The following is a 19872-nucleotide window of genomic DNA, read 5'->3' as shown; positions in this document are numbered from 1 at the left end:
GCCTACTTTTTTAATGTTTTTAAAAATGCTTCACAGCCTTCCACAATATCGGTATATGTAATATCAAAATTATCAGTATACCATGGATCTACAATATCTCTTGGATGATCTGAAAAATCTAATAAGCGCATCATCTTATGCTCTGGATCACCGCCCAATAAATGTTTCATATTACGAATATTCGTTTCTTCCATACCAATTAAATAATCATATTCCTCATAATCTTTCTTCGTTAACTGTCTTGCACGGTGATCATGCATTCTGACTCCTTCTTTACGAAGTTTATCTTTGGTACCATAGTGCACACCATTTCCAATTTCTTCACGACTTGTTGCACAGGAATCAATCATAAATTGATCTCTCATTCCTGCTTTTTCCACCATATCTTCTAATACAAATTGCGCCATTGGTGATCTGCAAATATTGCCATGGCAAATGAATAGTATTTTTATCATGTTTTTTTATCTCCTTATAAGTCCTATATTTTTCTCTTGAAAGCTTTATTTTACAGGTTTTTTTTATATATTCAGAAACTTTATGACTCTAGTGTATTTTATCATATTTTTTCATTTTCTCTCATATTTCCTTCTGTAAAATTGGTAAAAAAATAGTTTTACCAATAGCTTACAGTATTATCATACCATAAGTTTAGCAAGAAACTTTGATAATTCTAGCTATTTTGGTCTATAAGTTGAAATGTATAAACTTAATTGCAGGAGTTAAAAGTAAAAATAACCTTGATGCTAATAAGCAATCAAAATATGGTGGTTACTGCTATTCATTATATCCATCATGTTACTGATTGCAGCTTTGATATTTTTTGTAAATCCTAGCTTTACTGAATCACCATGTATGATTATATTGTTCTAATTATAATTGCTATTCCATTTTGCATATACAAACTAAACAAGTAAAAATAATGCTATTTATATCAAATCATCAAAATAACATTTATAAAGGGAATATCATTAAGTGATAGTAAGTTATCAGCACTATTAAAAGAAGAATCAGACAAAGAATCTTGCGTTCTGTATTTCTACAAGATTCTTTGTTTTTAAACGAATCATTTCACTTTTTATATTTTTATAGTCAAACTCACTTCAATTTTGATTTTTCATAATTATAAGGAATACTGCTGCCAACAACCACATCTTCTATTTTATCTATAATCAGCCAATCATCCATATTTCCCTGATGATCAAAATCAAGTGGTTCAATTTTTTCAACATCATCAAAAGCTACCAGACAAAGACATTTTTTATGCCCGTGGATTTTTTGTTTTTCGGTTAAGCACAACTGTTTCTGATTTTTGTCTAACGTGCTTATAATCTCATCATCTGATAATTTCACAAAGTTTTCCACATATGTGACTCTTGCCTTTGCACTTATTTTTGCGCTGCCTTTTTCCATAAAATACAATATTTCATCTTTAAATACTCGACTATGTGGGATTTTTCTTCCCGCAGCTCCACGAATGATCATTGTCTTTTGTCCGTTTAAAATCTTATCTAATTCACGTTCCCCTTTTTTACCTGTTTTATCACAGTATACTACATGTACCATTTGTTTCTTCCTCCTCTATGATTGGAATCCATATCTGACTCAAATACTCCTTTGAAAATGCATTGCCATCACTAAACCATTCTAATTCTGGACATGCAGCATGGCGAAATGGATATTTCATCAGCCATTCTTCATTTAAAAATTTCCATCCTGATTGAATCGCCTGTGGCACAGAACCGATACAATCAAATTTCGCCCAAGTTGTCGATGGTATGGTTATTTCTGTAAATCCTGTTGGTAATTCTTTATTAGAAATCACCATAATGGAATATTCTATTTCAGAAGTATCCTCCTCATATGAACTAAACAATCCAAACATCCCTTTAGATATTCCTTCATCTAATGCAACCAGTTTAGAAAAGGTACCATCTTTTTGACATTTATTCCAGAAAGCTGGAACACTTTGATAATGCGCCTGATTTATTTTCGATATTTTTATCGTTTTTCCAATTAATCGAAAAGCCTTTTGTTTTTCCAGACACCAAGCATATGTTGGTGCGGTATTTATCTGCATTTTGGGGTATACATTTAATTTTGCATTTTCTTTCCTAGCATCTTTTGGTGAAATACCATGAAAGTTTTGAAAGGCTTTAGTGAATGAAGTTGGTGAATCATAACCATATTTATAGCTGATTTCCACAACTTTTATCTTTGTGCTTTTCAAATCATAGCCAGCCAACGTCATTTTTCTATAACGTACATATTCCGCAAAACTAATGCCATTCATATAAGAAAAAACTTTCTGAAAGAAACCAAAAGAGCATCCCGCAATCTTCGCAATTTCATCTTCATCAACTGGCTCTTCTGTTCTTTGAAGATGATTTTCTACATAATCAATGATTATTTGTAATTTTTCATTCCATTCCATCTGATACCTCATTTCATAAAAATATTGTATCAGAACATCAAACAGGATGCATCTCTTTTTACGTACTTATCGGATAGGAAAAAACACCCAATTTGGGTGTTTCCTTCATTTTATGATACAATATCCTTTTTTTATGCTGCCTTCTCTAATTTTTCCATATTTTGCTGGGACTCTTTATTCACAAACCTGCGTATCGCCTTCCATATAGAATATACGATATTTTCAAAAACACCTAGGTGCATACTTTGTACGATAATCGAAGCTAAGTATCCATCTTTACTATGGTCATCCGATGCATCAAACATCAATAATAATACCATGATAATATCATTTTCATTTAAATATTCTATATCATCCCATTGAGGATCAATATATTTTTGCATATCTTCTTTACGAAACATTTCCATAATGGCCAATATATCATCTGATAAATCCATAGTACCCTTACTATAATACAACTTTCGATTTTCCTGCCATAATCCAAATCTTGTGGAGAAATCCCTCACACGTAAACTAATTGGCAATCGCCAATCTTCAAATGGCTCTATATAGCCACTACCATCTAAATCCTTAAAAGCAAAACCATCTTGTTCAATGATTTGAATACCAGCATTAGTATCATATCCCAACGTTTTCCCACCTTCATTATCAATAATTAACCCGTCATCTGTATGTGTCAATTTCCAATGCATATAGAAGACCTCCTTGTGTATAGTTACAGTATATCATAGCTCAATGGTGTTTAATGTCTGATAATCTTGTGAAATTATGGTAGATTTTCTACATACTACAAAATAAGGAAACATGCAAGAAAAAGTTAAAATTCAGATAAAAAGCCTTGCTTTCGTATAAGTTAACCCCTTTCATTCCTTGATTTATAATTTTCATGAAATTTTATCTATTACTTAAAATTTTGTGTTATAGTTATCAACAGTACACAACATATTATGCGAAAGGAGGCTCCAATGATGGATTATCATTTATACAGAAGCTAATTACAATGACATCAAAAAAGATTTTTCATTTTTCTATATATACAAAAAAGCAGGAGTTATTCATCCTGCTTTTTCTCAACTATAATTCTTTATTTTCAATGACATCTTTAATGATTGCGACACTACGATCAATCCCAAAAGTAGACGTATTAATGCTGATGTCATAATTATCTGCTGCTCCCCATTTGCGATCAGTATAGTATTCATAATAATTACTTCTTCGCTTATCAATTTTTCTTACTGAAGATTCAATATCGCGTTCATCAACTTCATAAGAATGAATGGCACGTTCTTTACGATCCTCCATATCTGCATGAATAAATACATGTAATACATCATCTCGATCATTTAGCACATAATCAGCACAACGTCCGACGATGACACATGCTCCCTGATCAGCAACCTGCTTTACTACTTCAGATTGAACGATGAATAAACGATCATTTAAAGAAAGCTCTGTCATTGTGGATAAAGGTCCTCCTAAGGAATACCCTAATGCTCCTAATAGATGGAATCCACGACTTGTACGTGTACCTTCTTCTTCAAACAATTCCTTATCCATTCCACTCTCTTTTGCGGCAATTTCAATTAATTCTTTGTCGTAAAATGGTATGTTCAGCTGTTCTGCCAACTTCTTCCCAATTTCTCTACCGCCACTTCCAAATTGTCTACTGATGGTAATAATGGTCTTCTTTTTCATAAAAATGACCTCCTTGTTTTGTTACTTTTATTATACTATGATACCCCACCAACATCAATGTAAACCTTATCATTTTATGAAAGTCTATACATTTCTTATATTAATTATTCCAGCAACAGCTTTTGCATTTGATCTATATCTTTAATTTTTTCTTTATATACGATATGTGAAATTAATTCATCACCAACATATAAATTTATAATATTACAATTATCTATACTGGCAAGTACGCCTTTTGCGTTATTTTCAATTTTCTCCTTCTCTAATCTGGATAATGGTTTTTGATATATTAAATTGATTGCATAAGGCTCTTGATCTGTTTTTAAACTAAATGTTTCTACTTTTATATCTGCCAATTTTAATAATTCGTAGACACCGGACACATCTCCCACATATGGGATTCTTTTTTCTATGAGAAGTGCTGACATTGCATTATAGATCTTGCCATCTTTTGTGATTACTTGATCTCCAACCTTTAAATAATGTTCAATATCTTTTAAAGGGATCTTAATATTGGATACACCATAAGAATGAAAGATTGATGGCATTACCTCCTGATATAATATCTCTTGATAAAATTTCCATCGATCATCTAACGTATAACCAATAATTGCGAAATTACGATTTGTACCCGTAAGCCCAATTTCCACTTCTGTATTTGTAACTTTCATGATTGTATCTTCTACTTCATTCGTATAGCTTCCAATTAACCAGATTTTTGTTAATATTCCTGTCATAAATATACAAATTGTAATCAATATTGCGATAATGATTTTCAAAGAATTCTGTTTTTTCACTTTCTTTAGATAATCTAATTCTTTATCTTTATGTTCGTCCTGTAAAGGCTTTTTCATATTTTCATATAAAGCCCTGCAGGCATCACATTCTTTTAAATGTTCTTCCACAAGCATTTTTGCATCATCTTCCATGCAATCATCAATATAGTTTGGTAACAGTTCTCTCACAATACTACATGGTATCTTCATCTTGCATACCCTCCTTGATCTTTGTTTTTCCACGATAGAAAGTAACCCTTGCCCAATTTTCACTTTTCCCCAATATTTCCCCAATCTGTGCAAAAGATAAATTAGCTGCCAATCGCAAGTAAATCACTTCACGATAAGGATCTGTTAATCCATGTACAAGTTTTAAAACTTCTACACTATCCCAGTTCATATGGTTTTCTACTTTATGATTTTCATCTAACTCCACAGTTTTCTTTTTTCTAAACTCTACTTTTAAAAGGTTATTAGCAATTCCACATAACCATGTACTGACTTTACAAGTATGATCATAAGTATCTAATTTCTTTAGCGCAATTAAGAATGTTTCCTGTGTTAGCTCTTCTGCTAAATCTTCTTGATAACATTTTTTCAGAAGATAGCCATAAACGATGCCGGCATAATTTTTATAGATATCTTCATATTCTTTTTTCTTATGTTCTTCCATGACTACCTCCTTCATATAATACATGATGAATTACATTGTTTCGTTACAATTTTTCTATTTTATTTTAAACTATTTTCACAATTGAAAGCATAGCATATTACTACATATTTCGCTATAATATTTACATAAGAAAAAGGTGATGAAATGAAGGAAGCAGTAATTTTCGATATGGATGGATTGATGATTGATAGTGAACGTGTAACATATGAAGAATATAAAAGAAAACTTGATTTATTAGGATACCACGACTTTACAGAAGACTTATACAAACAATGTCTTGGCAAGAATAAACAAGGAATATGCCAGGTATTTCTTGATCATTATGGAAACGGTTTTCCTATGCAGGAAGTCTGGGATGATGTGCATATCTGGATAGATGAACGATTAAAGCAGCAGGTACCTAAAAAGAAAGGTCTTGATGTGCTGCTTCTTTGGTTGAAACAACATCAAATCAAAACGATTGTGGCAACCAGCAGTTCCCGTCAGCGTGTAGATGAAATTCTAAAAAACGCAGATATTCTTCCTTATATAGATGATAGTATCTGTGGAGATGAGGTCACACATGGCAAGCCTGATCCTGAAATCTTTTTAAAGGCATGTGAAAAAGCTGGTGTATCCATAAAAGATGCTATCGTATTGGAAGATAGTGAAGCTGGTATTGAAGCGGCATATCGTGGTGGTTTGGATGTCATTTGTATTCCTGATATGAAGTATCCGGAACATATTTATCAAGTGAAAACTACAGCGATATTTTCAAGCTTAGATGATGTAATTAACTATTTAAAAAATCTGTAGACTAAACTACAGATTTTTATTTTCGATTCATTTGTTCAAGATATACGGCAAGCACGGCAATATCTGCCGGATTAACACCAGATATTCTGGATGCCTGTCCCATTGTCATAGGCTGTACCTTACTCAGCTTCTGACGAGCTTCTAAAGAGAGGTTTTCAATATCTTCATAGTTAATATTCTCTGGAAGTTTTCTTTCATCCATCGCACGTAAATGCGCTGCATCACGTTTTGCTTTATTAATATATCCTTCATATTTTATTTCAATTTCTACCTGTTTTGCAACGGTATCTTCAATTTTATGATCAAGATATGGCAAAAGTGCTTTCATTGTAACCTTTGGACGTTTCAAGAGCTCATTGGCACTGATTCCATTATGTAATGGTTCATAGCCTAAAGAAATAAGATAATCATTGATTTCTGATTTTGGTGTAAAACGTACCGTATCTAAATAAGCCATTGCTTCTTTAATATGTTTTTTCTTATCCATAAACTTTTGATAACGTTCTTCTTTGATTAAGCCAACATTGTGTCCATATTCACTTAAACGTAAATCAGCATTATCGTGACGTAATAATAAACGATATTCTGCGCGTGAGGTTAATAATCGATATGGTTCTTTTGTTCCTTTGGTCACAAGATCATCAATCATTACTCCGATATATGCTTCGTCACGATGTAAAATCAGTGGCTCTTTACCATCCAGTTTCAGGCTAGCATTGATACCTGCCATCAAACCCTGAGCAGCTGCTTCTTCATAACCGCTTGTTCCATTAATTTGTCCTGCTGTATAAAGGTTCTCAATAATTTTATTTTCTAATGATGGCTTACATTGTAAAGGATCTATTGCATCGTATTCAATCGCATAAGCGTATTTTTTTATTCTGCAGTTTTCCAGACCTGGCAGACTATGTAACATCTGATCCTGAATATCATGTGGCATAGATGTAGAAAATCCCTGAATATATGTTGTATCCAGACTTTCACTTTCTGGTTCTAAGAAAATTTGATGACGTTCTTTATCCGCAAAACGTACAAGTTTATCTTCAATACTTGGACAATATCGAGGGCCAACGCCCTTGACCAACCCTGAATACATCGCAGATTTATTTAAATTATTACGTATGATTTCATGTGTTTTTGAAGTTGTATACGTCAGGTAACATACGACCTGATCTTTGAATGGACGAATATGGGTGGTTTCTTGTGAAAAACAGATAAAATCATCCGTGCCTGGCTGTACCTCTGTTTTAGAAAAATCAATAGAATCCGTATATACACGAGCAGGTGTACCGGTCTTTAAACGAAATGTTGTAATACCCAGATCACGCAAGCTCTGGCTTAATTGATTGGTTGTTGGCTCATTATCTGGACCACTTGATGTAGAAGTATGCCCTACCAAAACCGTAGAGCTCATAAAAGTTCCTGTTGTCATAATCAATGCCTTACATGGTATGATTTGACCATCCTGTTGAAGAACACCTGTGATTTTCCCATTCTCCGCAAGGACTTTTTCCACACACATTTCTCGCACTTCTAGGTTTTCCTGATGTAGACAAACCTCCTGCATATATTTTTTATAAGCGATTTTATCTGATTGTACACGCAAACTTTGTACCCCCGGACCTTTTGTGGTGTTTAGCATCTTGAATTGCAAAGCTGTCGCATCTGCAGCTTTTCCCATTTCACCGCCAAGTGCATCAATTTCACGTACTACGATTCCTTTTGCAGGTCCGCCAACACTGGGATTACATGGCATAGATGCAATCATATCAATATGCATGGAATATAAAATAGTTTTTTTATTTGTACGGGCACAAGCAAGCGCCGCCTCTACACCTGCATGACCTCCACCGATTACGATAACATCTACCATATTCATTCCTCCATTCTAATGAAATTTTGTTCCACATCTAGGGCAGTAACAGACATTGGAACCAATACTTGCACCACATTTGGGACATGTTCTTTCTTTCGCAAATAACTCACGATCAAATTCATAGCTGTATTCTTTTTTTATCTCTTTCCTTCTCATATTTAATTGAAAAATATATCCACTAATCAATAAAGAAACAATCGCAAGAACACTACCTGTGACAGTATATGTCATATAATGTTTTATAAAAGCATATATTGCTGCAGCTGCGCATAGGATTCCAGCTATTAAAAAGATTGTAAACATAGTCCAGCGTTCTTTTAGACATAAACGTGAATAACTGTTTTTCATATAACGACCTTCTTTCTTTTAAGGAATCCTGCCTTAAAAATATTCCTATCGTTCTATATTATAGACTACTTTTTTGTGAAATAATAGAATTTTTTTATCTTTTTAGTGATAACACTTTCTTTTCCTATAATTTTTTATATTCTTAACTTTGTTTGCTATTTTCCGACAAAATCTGTTCTCGCTTTCTGATATCCTTATAGAAAAAGATACATAACACTGGTGCCATGAAACACCATGCAATGGGTTCCGCTAATGCAACCCCCAAATAACCCGTATAAGGTATAAGCAAAAATGTTGCGGCTGTTTTTGTGATCATTTCAATCGTACTGGATACAATTGGTATTTTGCCATTGCCAAGTCCCTGCAAGCCATTACGATAGATAAATAGAATCGCTAGTACAAAATAAAACAAAGACATCACTCTTGTATAAAAAGCTGATAAAGAAATGACCTCTTTTTGGCTTGCGTCTACCAAAAGTGTGATCAGCACATCAATACAGGTATACGATATCAAGATTACGATAATTACCCAAATCAATGCGATGACAATACTTTTCTTCATCCCTTCACGTATGCGCTGATATTGTGCAGCGCCTAAATTTTGTGATACAAAGGTAGTATCCGCAATCGCAATACTGATCAATGGCTGCATAAACATCTCTACAATCTTTCTCGCGGCTGTCTGAGCCGCAATCACACTTTCGCCAAGAGAATTTACAGCACTTTGTAAAATCACTGTTCCAAGTGATACAATAGAATTCATTAACCCCATAGAAATCCCCATACTGATTTGACGATGGTAAATTGCTTTTTCCACATGGAAATCTTTTTTCTTTATGATAAATATTGGATATCTTCTTTTTATATATAGAAAGCATAAAACAACGGAGAGCATCTGTGCAATCACAGTCGCAATACCTGCACCGGCAATCCCCCATGAAAAAATTGCGATAAACAGATAATCTAAGATCACATTGCTGATACTGGCGATAATCAAAAAGTATAATGGCGTCTTACTATCTCCAATTGCCCGCAGCATGCTCGCAAACATGTTGTATAACATGGTAATACATAAGCCTCCATATAGTATGAACAGATAGCCATCTGCCATATCAATAATACTGTCTGGTGTCTGTAGTAGCTTTAAACTTGGACGTTTGATTAGTAATGCCACAATCGTCATGACAATTGTGGAAAGTATACAGAAACGTACACAGCCAGCGCATGCATGTCGCATGCCTTCTTCATCTTTTGCGCCATAGTATTGGGCAATCATAATACTAGATCCCATAGCGATTCCACTTGCAAAGCCAATAATCAAATTCGCAAGCGATGTACTGGCACCCATTGCCGCAAGAGCATTCACACCAAGAATCCTGCCTACCATCATGGTATCAGCCATCGTATAAAACTGTTGAAATACATTTCCTAATAATACCGGTATCGCAAAAGCTAAAATCAGCTTCATTGGATTTCCTTTAGTCATATCCTTCATTTGATCACCTGCCTGTCTAGTGCCTCATTTTATCACATTGAAAAAGAAGATGCAATTAACATCTTCTCATCATCTGTATCAAAAACTGAAACATTTTTGGTGCATCCGCTGCTTTTAAAAGCTCTATAATTTTCGATGCATCTTTTGTTAACATGCACATTTCCCCATTATTTTTTTGAAGCTGTATCATATGGTTGCCAAAAGCCTGATTTCCGATTGCATATTCTCCATATGCATGATCTCCAATCGCCAAAATAAATCCTATCGATAATGCACCATAAGCATATACACCAATCGCAAGGGCACCGATCGCGATATATCCAATCGCAACTGCACCTAATACAAAAGCACCAAGCGCCAAAGCACCAGCAGTAATCAAACCGACACTAATTGCCCCAAAGGATAATATTCCTGCACTGAGTGCACCAATTGCGACAACACCGATTGCCTCATTGCCGATTGCGATAATCCCCTTTGCACAATGAAATTTACCATCATGTCTTGGTCCTTTTCCCACATTGATATGTACAAGAGGAATTCCGGCAATATGGATAGAAGAACGATATTCTTTCTGCCATCCATATATATAATGTATTTCTTTTGTAATTTCTTTTTGTGGTTCTATTTCATTTCCCAATAATGTATCTATATTGACAGATAATGCTTTACTCAATGTTTTTAAATTCTCCATATCTGGATTTGCGGTTCCATTTTCCCATTTACTAATTGCCTGCCTGCTGACATGACATAACATTGCTAACTCTTCCTGGGAATATCCCTTTTCTTTTCTGTACTTATACAGTTGATCTTTAAATTCCATTCTATCACCTCTTAGACATTGTATCATTATCACCACTATAATACGAGATACACCCATATACAATTACGCAACCAGTGGTAGAATTACTCTTTATTATACAAAAAAAGGATATACGTTTGTGTATATCCTATTCCTTTGTTTCATCATAGTCATCGCTTTTTGTAAGTTCCTTCATGGCTTCTTCAAAGCTGACTTTTTCCTGCTTTTTCTTTTCTTCATCCTGTGAAGATGGTGTATCATCATAATGCTGAATATCATCATGTAATACTTCCTGTGCAGCTTCATTATCTGCCTGAATCTGCTGTTCCACATCATTTGCCATTGCCTGCTTCTTCAAAGCATCTTCAGGGGAAGTAATGGTACCATATTTCACAAGGTTATTAATCTGTTCACTAGTGATGGTTTCTTCTTCAATCAATGTATCCGCAATCAGAGTCAATAAATCAATGTGTTCTGTAATGATCTGTTTTGCACGTTCATAACATTCATTGATGATCTTACGGATTTCTTTATCGATTTCGTAAGCAATTTCACCAGAATAGTTGCTTCCAGATCCATAATCTCTACCTAAGAATACATTGCCTGTACCATCATCATATTGAATAGGTCCAAGACTAGACATACCCCAGCTTCTAACCATTGCCTTCGCAATTTTTGTAGCTTTTTGAATATCATTGCTGGCACCAGCAGAAATTTCATCAAAGACAACTTCTTCCGCAACACGACCACCCATTAATCCAGTTATCTGTGCCATGAAATCAGCCTTTGTCGGCATCATTTTTTCTTCTCTTGGTGTCATCAGGTTATATCCGCCTGCTTCTCCACGAGGAATAATTGTTACCTTTTCTACCATATCTGCATCTTCCAGTTTAATTCCAATGACAGCATGTCCTGCTTCATGGAACGCAACCAGACGTTTTTCTTTATCTGTGTATTTTCTGGATTTCTTCGCAGGTCCCATCATAACACGGTCAATTGCTTCATCCAGATCCTCCATTGTAATCATCTTACGTTTATCACGAACAGCTAAAATTGCACCTTCGTTTAATACGTTTTCCAAATCAGCACCAGAGAAGCCTGGAGTACGTTTTGCCAGAGATTCTAAAGAACAGTCTGGCGCAAGCTTTTTATTTCTTGCATGTACCTTCAAAATTTCATATCGGCCCTTTTTATCAGGCAGATTTACTGTAATCTGACGGTCAAATCGACCACTACGAAGTAATGCAGGGTCTAATACATCCGGACGGTTTGTTGCGGCGATAATCACGATACCTTTATTTTCACCCATACCATCCATTTCTACTAACAACTGGTTCAGGGTCTGTTCACGTTCATCGTTTCCACCACCCATGCCAGCACCACGCTGTCTACCGACGGCATCAATTTCATCAATAAATACGATACATGGAGCTGTCTGCTGTGCTTTCTTAAACATATCACGCACACGGCTTGCACCAGTACCAACAAACATTTCTACGAAATCACTACCACTGATAGAGAAGAATGGAACATTCGCCTCACCAGCTACTGCTTTTGCTAATAATGTCTTACCAGTACCTGGAGGACCTACCATCAGCATACCTTTTGGGATACGTGCTCCCATATCAGTAAACTTCTTAGGATCTTTCAGATAATCAATAATTTCTTTTACTTCTTCTTTTTCTTCATCACAGCCCGCTACATCTTTAAAACGAACCTTGATATTTCCTTCAATTCTGGCTTTTGACTTACTAAATTCAAAAGCTTTGTTGCTGCCGCCACTATTCATCTTCGTAAAGAAGAAAATGGCAATACCTGCTAACAGCAGATAAGGGAATACATTGATAAAGAACTTCATCAGGAAGCTTTCCTGATTTGGATCTCTTGTTGTTAAAACAGTGTCTTTGTTTTTGCTTAATGTTTCTGTCAACCATTTCACATTTGTTTCTGTGTTAGGTACACTGACTTTGAAACTTTTGCTTTCTTTGCCTTGTTTGTACGTACCACTTACATCAATGACAGTAGATCCCATAGACATTTCAACTTTATCAAAATCAAGCTTTTCCGCTTTATTCATGAATTCGTTGTAATTAAACGTTGTTGTGTTGTTTCCGGTTCCATAGGATACAAGGACTGCCAATATCGCAAGAATAAGTAAGTAGGGCCAAAGACTTATGACCTTCTTATTGTTCATACGCATGTCCTCCTTTTTTTATTTATAAACTTCAGGTTTTAACACACCAATATAAGGTAGATTACGATACTTCTGGTCATAATCCAGACCAAAACCAACGACAAATTCATTTGGTATTTCAAAACCAACATAATCTGCCTCAATCTCTACCACACGACGATCAGGTTTATCTAATAAAGATACAACTTTAACATCTTTTGCACCTTTATTCATCAATAACTTGGTTACTTCTTTTAATGTTCTACCAGTATCTACGATATCTTCTACCAATAAAATAGACAAGCCTTTCACTGAGCAGTCTAAATCCTTATCAATACGAATATCTCCGATAGATTCTGTTCCCTGATAACTGGATACATCCATGAAGTCAAATTGGATGTCCAAATCTATATGTTTGATGAGCTCTGCCAAAAAAGGAACACTTCCCTTCAACAAAGCAACCACCAATGGTGTTTCATTTGTTTTTCGGTAATCATCACTAATTTGTTTACCTAATTCACTACTGCGTTTTACAATTTCTTCTTCTGATACTAAAATTCTGTCAATCACATCTCGCATGAGTAATCCTCCTAATACAGCTACAATCTATTTTAACACAAATAGCGTCGGATTGTTAGAAAAATGTGCAATATCACAGCCTATTTTTGGCACTAAAATCACATTTCCATCCTTATTCACAACCACTGGCCATACTTTACGTTCTTTTTTGGGAATTTTACGGTCAATAAACCAGCGATTCAGCTTTTTTGTGCCAAAGCGCAACTGAATCTGATCGCCTTTTTTCGCATTGCGGATCGTGATAGGAAAATCATCCTTCGTTAATGTAAGTGCCTCTACACTACTGCCTGTTTGACTGATACAAAAATAAGGTGTTTTCTCAAATTGAACATGATCATAGGTATAAGCATAAGCAACCTCATCCTTCAGTTCTATACAAAGCTTACCATATTCCTGATAAATTTCATATTGATTTGCAAGTTCTCTTGACCATCCATCTCTGCCTGATTGAATTAACTGAATCAGCTGTCTGATTTCATGGTGATTAATAGCGATATGCATCTTGTCATATAAGAGATAATGCAAGAAGCTTTGGATATCTTCTTTTGACAATTCAGATAGCTCTTGTACTGTATATTGCCAATTAGATATAAACCGTTCCCACTTGCGATTAGTTTCCTGTTTCTTTATATTCTCCTGAAGGATTTGTTCATTCAACTCCTGTTTTTCCTGATAACTCATCTTTTCAATAATTTGATGACGGATACGGTTTCTTGTATAATCATCACTTAAATTCGTTTCATCAATTCCATAAGGTACCTGATAACGATGGCAATAGTCCATCACATCTTGTTTACTCATAGATAATAATGGACGAAGGATACGACAGCCTTTGATGATCGTACACGCTTGAATACCCCACACCTTTCCTTCACTATGGCGTTGTTTCTGCATCAGATAAGTTTCCAGATGATCATCCAAATGATGTGCTAACAGCACTGCTTCCCCATGGTATTTTTCTAACAGTTCAGCGTAAAAATGATACCGTTGTTCTCTGGCAAATGCTTCAAAATTACCAATACATTCTTTTTCCTGCATACGAATAACACAAGGAATATCATATGCCTGTGCATAGTCTTCCACGATTTTCATATCACGATACGCTGATTCCCGTATTTGATAATTCATATGTGCAATCACAAGAGAAATCCCCTCTCTTCTACACATATCTAATAATGCCATAGAATCAGGACCACCGCTGACACCTATAACATAAGTTTTTGTTTTATCGATCTTTTCTAATTTCATAGCCGTATTATACAAAACAAGACAGGTTATTGCAACCTGTCTTTCTTAAGATTTGGTAATATTTGCAATGATAAAGGTAGAATCATCTTTTCTTTGGCTTTTCTTTAAGATATCAGAGAAGATTTCCACATCTTCCCGCAGGGTATCTGCCTTGCGTTCTCTCATCCATTCATAAAATTCATGTGTTTCTATGCCATCACTCATCATGATAAATTCATCTCCATCTTCTAACTCAATGGAAAAACAATCCGGCTGCATGATAGACACAATCCCAACAGGCAATGCATTTCCATTAATTTCATAGATTTTGTGGTTTCTCAACAGATAGGTAGGACAAGCTGCTGATTTTGATATATAGGCAACACCAAGGGCATAATTGAAGCATAAAACATCGAGCGTCGCAAAAGTATCACTTTGAATAAGTTTGTTTATGCATTTGATTGCGGCATCCTGGGTTATACCGCTGATCATCATGCGTTGGAATATACTGGTAATCAATTGGGAACTTTGAGCTGCTCGTTCTCCATTTCCCATTCCATCAGATATCATACATACCATACTTTGACGAAAACGAAATACGGAGAAACTGTCCCCATTCCCTGTAAAAGCATTTTTTACGCTATCCGCTAAAGCATCAATATGAAAAGGTATCGCATCACTCATACAAATATGGAAACCATTCAAAAATCTTCGATTATGTATTTCATCCATTTCCAGATTCCTGTGTAATAAAGCTTCCATTAACGGTTTTAATGTTGTTTTAATTTCTCCTCGTTTGATATTGGAAATATCCATGACGATTCTAAGATAACCTGCTTTCGGCTCTTCCATCAGAAAATCATCCACGATATATTGATAGCCTTCCAGTGCTGTCACAATTCTTTGTTGGTCTTTATAATGACTATCTGCTTTCGATATCACATCTGCATTATATCGCAAGGCTTCCGCCATCGTTTTTAACAGTTCGCTTTCTTCACTGCTCATTTTCGCATAATAACTGGCTAATGATTGAAAGATACTGGCATAATTCAACATTTGGCGTTTTAATAAACCCTGATCCTGAAACCGGTTGATCACAGGTGTTTCTTCTTGTAGGCACAGACCTTTCAACTTTTCTTTTTTTATCGCAAGCAAAGCCAGACAAAACAGAAAATAACTGGTAGAAGCAATATCTTTTACGGTATAGATACCAAGTGCAAGAATTAATACAGCAGCTGATTTTTTATCTTTTTGAAAAATACTGATTAATAAAGGAATCACCATCATGACCCATGGTACACCTATACAAAGATATGCCAGAATAAACAAAGTCAATAAAGTCAAAGGCTGGGCCACCACACCAATTAATGTAAAAATCACCCATCCGACTATTGCACAATAACTTTGCAACAACTGTGTACATAACAGATATGTCCCAAATAAAATCAATGCGACAATACATTCTGGTAGTACATAACGATTCTGTATCCAGCTGTATTCTTTACATAACTGTTTCATAAAAACATAGGTACAAAGCGGCATGATCACTACTTCTTTCACAAAACCAAACTGCTGAATACTATAAGGAATGATGATTGCTGTCACAATCAACGCAATCGCTTCATAAAGATTTCGTTCTAATAATTGAATCATATGTACAATAATGAAGAAACATGTAAACCCCAGTGCATAAAGATATGTGTCAAAAACCCCTCTTGTGAGTGACATTAATAAAACAAAGAATACGACAATTGTGCTTTCTCTGGTATTACGCATATACGACATGGCACAATAGATAAATACTAACATATAGGCAAATGGTGAGCCAATACTTCCAAGTAAGATGGAAATGATCGCACAACAGATATCCTGTGCATGAATCTGGTATCTGCTTTTTTCCTTACCCAAGACTGCCTTTTCCACAAAATCACCTCTTTCTCAAACATTCTAAAAGAAAGAAAGTGTTGTTTCTGTCGTAATTTGTCTGTCACCGCATGTTTTTTTCTTTCTGCTGATACTTTATGGTTCTAGGAATTAATCCAGACAATCTTTCACACGCTCTTTAATATCTTTAAATAATTCACTATTTTTATCCAGATGTGCTTTGATATCAATGATTCTTGCGGTATTGATCCATTTGGCATCATTGATAAATAAAACAGACTCTTTATTCATACCTTTGATCTTACCTAATCGCATCAAATGTTTTTTCCCATTAGGATTTTCTTTTCCATATGCCTGATGATATGTAGCTTTATTTCCACTCATTGGCACCACAAATGCCTTATTGTGAAACATGGTCACAATCAAACCAAAATGTTGATATCCGATCTCATTCCTATATGTATATAATTGCAACATTATAAATGCAATATTTATTAGTATATTTAATGCCTGTAATGTATTACAGGTGAGCATCAAAACTTATTTCTAACTTTTTACATATTGCTTTGTATTGATCAATCGTAAAAATGCATTGATCCTCATAGTAACAATATATACAGATTGGCAGTTTCGCACATTCTGCCAATTCCTCAATGCTAATACATTTGTTTAATCTTGTAATTTTTATGATGTTCATGCTGTCTATCCCTCCAAGTCAAGATTAGACAACTAATATGAGTATTTAATAATACATACAGGCATTAGCGATAAAATTATCGCTTTAAGATATTATCATAGCTATGTACACCATTACACTGGTAATTATTTCCATATGTTTTTTATGTATACGCCACATCCCTAAAATGTTAAATTTCGTGCAGTTTTCTTGCATTTGCAAAATCCTGTTATACGCTTGATATGTAAAGGCAATTAATATGAGTGTTATGAGCATTTAAAATTACAAGATATGATTCGCGCCTCAAATCTTGTAAACAAAAAAAATCCCCAATCCTTTAATATATAAGGAAAGGGGATTTTTATTATTTGTATGTTACTTTACTCAGATATGCTGATTTAACCCATGCATTAAATCGTCCAATCTTGAGCTTACAAGAGTCTGTTGGCATATCTAATGCTAATACTTTATAATCACCTGATACTACAAAGCTCTCACCTACGTGCAATACTTGGTCTACTCTTTTTGTATTTTTGCCTTTAACCTCAGTGCAAGGATAAGAGTCAATCCAATGATAAGATTTTGATGGCTCACCACCGATTAATTTTTTACAACATACTGTGTTGTTTGGGATATCCAAATAGTCGGCTGTACAAGTGATATTTACGCATACAGTATCCCCAACATATAATCTTGCATTAGGATCCTCGTGGCGCTTTTTAACTGGTGTAGGTGCTGGCTTATGCATGTTAGCTAAAACTGTTGGATAATCTTTATAACACCAGTTTACGTCAGTACGTGCACTTGATCCTGGTACCACTCCATCGCTAGAGTATTGCCACATACCACAATCCATACTAGGTTTATCAATACCCCAGTGTGCTAACCAAGGGTCAATACTATCAATCAATGACTTGTCCTTTGCACGTAATCGGTCAAACCAAGACTTTGACATATATAATGTTAAATACTTTCCTGCGCCCTCGATTACGTCCTTAAAGATTTTGATTGTACGCAAGTTTTGAGCATCATCAACACCATTACGTGCTTTCCAACCATCGGCATCTTCCATATCCAGATTTAATGGGTATGTATAACCGCCTAATTCGTTACACAATGCCAAAAACTTTGTAGCTTCCGTTTTTGCATCGTTATCAGTAGCTGCATAGCTATAGTGATAAAATCCATATGGTAAACCAGCTTCTTTACATTTCTGTACGTTTCTTCTGATTAACTTATCTTCCGCAAAATGCCCCCAGCTAGTTCTTAACATTACATACTTTACACCTGATGCTTTCATTCTTTCAAAATCTACATTGCCATTATGCTCACTAATATCTACTCCAAATAATTTTGTTGTCATTTTTATTTTTCCTCACTTTCGTTTTCAAATTGATCAAAGACGCCCTTTTCCAAACACCTTTGATATGTTCTTTCTATATAGGCGTATTCTGTGTCTAGTACGCCATTCTCGATTCCATGCTTTTTAATTAGCCTATGGTATTTTGTATTGATATCTACAATATGATGATATTCTTCTTTTGTGTGCTGCCTGTGATTTCTACAGGAGTTAGCGAAATCCATTATCTCGTACCTTATTCTATCAATCTCGTTTTGGTCAACGGTTTTTCCAATTGATATGACTTCTTTTTTTAAGTCGCCATTTAACTGCTCGCCTATCCATTTAAATAACCATGTCCAAGGATTAATCTTAATGGGTGTGATCTGTATTACGATTGACCCTGCTAATAACATGGCCAGTTGTTTAATCCACTCATCCATTGGCTACTCCTTGTGATCTAATGCGTCTGCAACCTCGTTAGGTTTACCGTTAAGGATATTGATAAATGTATTATATGCATCCTTAATATATCTCCAAGCAGCTACTCCAATCGTAGCACAAATCATTGCAACGGTAATTAGATCATGTACCTGGTCATTAATGTTTGGCACATATTGTGTTAATAGTGTCGTGGCCACATCCACAGCAATAACCATTAGCAAAGTACCAATCACAAGTACAATAGCTTTTTTAAGTCCAAGCCACAAGCGTTTGCCATCAAATTGCTCACCTGCGATGTTAATGTTATGGTACAAACTTAATACCACATTTGATGCACAAGCTAATAATAAAATAGCATAGCATACTAAAATCATTTGCATATCTGTTAGTAATAGTTTTAATAAAGTTTCCATTCTTTTTCCTCCATAAAAGAGAGCCTACATTTGGCTCTCTAATTGTTTTATTCTGTTTTGCAACACGTTTAATTTAGCATCATACTCATTTTTCATGTTTTGCATTTCGATTTTATGCTCGTTCTTCATTTGATATAATTTAACATCAAACTCGCTTGCCAAAGTATCTATCTTTGACATTTTTGATAACATTGTATTTAGCATTGCTCCTTGTGTATCTACAGCTTTAATAGTCTTTTGTATCATGTG

21 protein-coding genes and 1 pseudogene are annotated in these 19872 nt (G+C 35.0%); 1 reads left to right on the top strand and 21 read right to left on the bottom strand.

The genetic code is table 11. The features are described from left to right. Positions 1–2: 2 nt before the first annotated feature. The 7 genes from DW114_RS18985 to DW114_RS18955 all read right to left on the bottom strand — a co-directional run bounded on the left by DW114_RS18985 (position 3) and on the right by DW114_RS18955 (position 5575). The gene (locus DW114_RS18985) at positions 3–455 is read right to left on the bottom strand and encodes a low molecular weight protein-tyrosine-phosphatase (RefSeq protein WP_117455634.1); all 453 of its coding nucleotides are present in this window, start codon (positions 453–455) and stop codon (positions 3–5) included. A 640-nt stretch (positions 456–1095) separates the two neighbouring features. Further along, positions 1096–1563 carry a hypothetical protein gene (locus tag DW114_RS18980; protein ID WP_117455632.1) on the bottom strand — a complete coding sequence of 156 codons (468 nt, stop codon included), beginning with the start codon at positions 1561–1563 and terminating at the stop codon, positions 1096–1098. Then, the gene (locus tag DW114_RS18975) at positions 1541–2431 is read right to left on the bottom strand and encodes an AraC family transcriptional regulator (protein WP_117455630.1); all 891 of its coding nucleotides are present in this window, start codon (positions 2429–2431) and stop codon (positions 1541–1543) included. The genes DW114_RS18980 and DW114_RS18975 overlap by 23 nt, the downstream gene beginning before the upstream one ends. 131 nt (positions 2432–2562) lie before the next feature. Next, a complete protein-coding gene (locus DW114_RS18970) occupies positions 2563–3123 on the bottom strand; it encodes a beta-glucosidase (RefSeq protein ID WP_117455628.1) in 561 nt (186 codons plus the stop codon). 382 nt (positions 3124–3505) lie between these two features. After that, the gene (locus DW114_RS18965) at positions 3506–4126 is read right to left on the bottom strand and encodes an AAA family ATPase (protein ID WP_117455626.1); all 621 of its coding nucleotides are present in this window, start codon (positions 4124–4126) and stop codon (positions 3506–3508) included. A 104-nt stretch (positions 4127–4230) separates the two neighbouring features. Then, entirely contained in the window at positions 4231–5112 is an 882-nt protein-coding gene (locus DW114_RS18960) for a zf-HC2 domain-containing protein (RefSeq protein ID WP_117455640.1), read from the bottom strand. Further along, entirely contained in the window at positions 5096–5575 is a 480-nt protein-coding gene (locus DW114_RS18955) for an RNA polymerase sigma factor (RefSeq protein ID WP_117455624.1), read from the bottom strand. The genes DW114_RS18960 and DW114_RS18955 overlap by 17 nt, the downstream gene beginning before the upstream one ends. Positions 5576–5719: 144 nt before the next feature. Here DW114_RS18955 and DW114_RS18950 point away from each other — a divergent pair, with 144 nt between their 5' ends. Beyond that, complete coding sequence (locus DW114_RS18950) at positions 5720–6370, top strand: HAD family hydrolase (RefSeq protein ID WP_117455622.1); 651 nt, start codon at positions 5720–5722, stop codon at positions 6368–6370. A gap of 16 nt (positions 6371–6386) precedes the next feature. Here DW114_RS18950 and mnmG read toward each other — a convergent pair whose 3' ends face one another. The 14 genes and pseudogenes from mnmG to DW114_RS21375 form a co-directional block, all read right to left on the bottom strand. Continuing rightward, a complete protein-coding gene (gene mnmG, locus DW114_RS18945) occupies positions 6387–8243 on the bottom strand; it encodes a tRNA uridine-5-carboxymethylaminomethyl(34) synthesis enzyme MnmG (protein WP_117455620.1) in 1857 nt (618 codons plus the stop codon). A 15-nt stretch (positions 8244–8258) separates the two neighbouring features. Next, the gene (locus DW114_RS18940) at positions 8259–8594 is read right to left on the bottom strand and encodes a hypothetical protein (protein WP_117455618.1); all 336 of its coding nucleotides are present in this window, start codon (positions 8592–8594) and stop codon (positions 8259–8261) included. A gap of 142 nt (positions 8595–8736) precedes the next feature. Continuing rightward, on the bottom strand, positions 8737–10089 hold the full coding sequence (locus DW114_RS18935) for an MATE family efflux transporter (protein ID WP_117455616.1): 1353 nt from the start codon (positions 10087–10089) through the stop codon (positions 8737–8739). Between the two features lie 55 nt (positions 10090–10144). Then, positions 10145–10909, bottom strand: coding sequence for a helix-turn-helix domain-containing protein (locus DW114_RS18930; protein ID WP_117455614.1), 765 nt, complete (start codon positions 10907–10909; stop codon positions 10145–10147). A gap of 127 nt (positions 10910–11036) precedes the next feature. Further along, positions 11037–13082: an ATP-dependent zinc metalloprotease FtsH gene (gene ftsH / locus DW114_RS18925; RefSeq protein WP_117455612.1), complete on the bottom strand. Its 2046-nt coding sequence runs from the start codon at positions 13080–13082 to the stop codon at positions 11037–11039. A gap of 18 nt (positions 13083–13100) precedes the next feature. Beyond that, positions 13101–13640 (bottom strand): hypoxanthine phosphoribosyltransferase, encoded by a 540-nt coding sequence (gene hpt, locus DW114_RS18920; RefSeq protein WP_117455610.1) that lies wholly within the window; start codon positions 13638–13640, stop codon positions 13101–13103. A 27-nt stretch (positions 13641–13667) separates the two neighbouring features. Next, the gene (tilS, locus tag DW114_RS18915) at positions 13668–14888 is read right to left on the bottom strand and encodes a tRNA lysidine(34) synthetase TilS (RefSeq protein ID WP_117455608.1); all 1221 of its coding nucleotides are present in this window, start codon (positions 14886–14888) and stop codon (positions 13668–13670) included. Positions 14889–14933: 45 nt separating this feature from the next. Further along, a complete protein-coding gene (locus tag DW114_RS18910) occupies positions 14934–16790 on the bottom strand; it encodes a SpoIIE family protein phosphatase (RefSeq protein WP_117455606.1) in 1857 nt (618 codons plus the stop codon). A 111-nt stretch (positions 16791–16901) separates the two neighbouring features. Beyond that, positions 16902–17210, bottom strand: a pseudogene (locus tag DW114_RS18905) (hypothetical protein); the annotation flags it as partial. Positions 17211–17271: 61 nt separating this feature from the next. Next, positions 17272–17448: a hypothetical protein gene (locus DW114_RS21380; RefSeq protein WP_158552354.1), complete on the bottom strand. Its 177-nt coding sequence runs from the start codon at positions 17446–17448 to the stop codon at positions 17272–17274. Positions 17449–17791: 343 nt separating this feature from the next. Continuing rightward, positions 17792–18790, bottom strand: a complete 999-nt coding sequence (locus tag DW114_RS18900) for a GH25 family lysozyme (protein WP_117455604.1) — start codon at positions 18788–18790, stop codon at positions 17792–17794. 2 nt (positions 18791–18792) lie between these two features. After that, positions 18793–19209 carry a hypothetical protein gene (locus DW114_RS18895; RefSeq protein WP_117455602.1) on the bottom strand — a complete coding sequence of 139 codons (417 nt, stop codon included), beginning with the start codon at positions 19207–19209 and terminating at the stop codon, positions 18793–18795. A gap of 3 nt (positions 19210–19212) precedes the next feature. Then, positions 19213–19623, bottom strand: coding sequence for a hypothetical protein (locus DW114_RS18890; protein WP_117455600.1), 411 nt, complete (start codon positions 19621–19623; stop codon positions 19213–19215). 24 nt (positions 19624–19647) lie between these two features. Continuing rightward, the coding region (locus DW114_RS21375; protein ID WP_158554341.1) for a hypothetical protein at positions 19648–19872 on the bottom strand (225 nt) is incomplete at its 5' end.

This window comes from Absiella sp. AM09-50, from assembly GCF_003433845.1.
Taxonomy (GTDB): domain Bacteria; phylum Bacillota_I; class Bacilli_A; order Erysipelotrichales; family Erysipelotrichaceae; genus Hoskinsella; species Hoskinsella hominis.
This window is presented reverse-complemented; position numbering and strand designations above follow the sequence as displayed.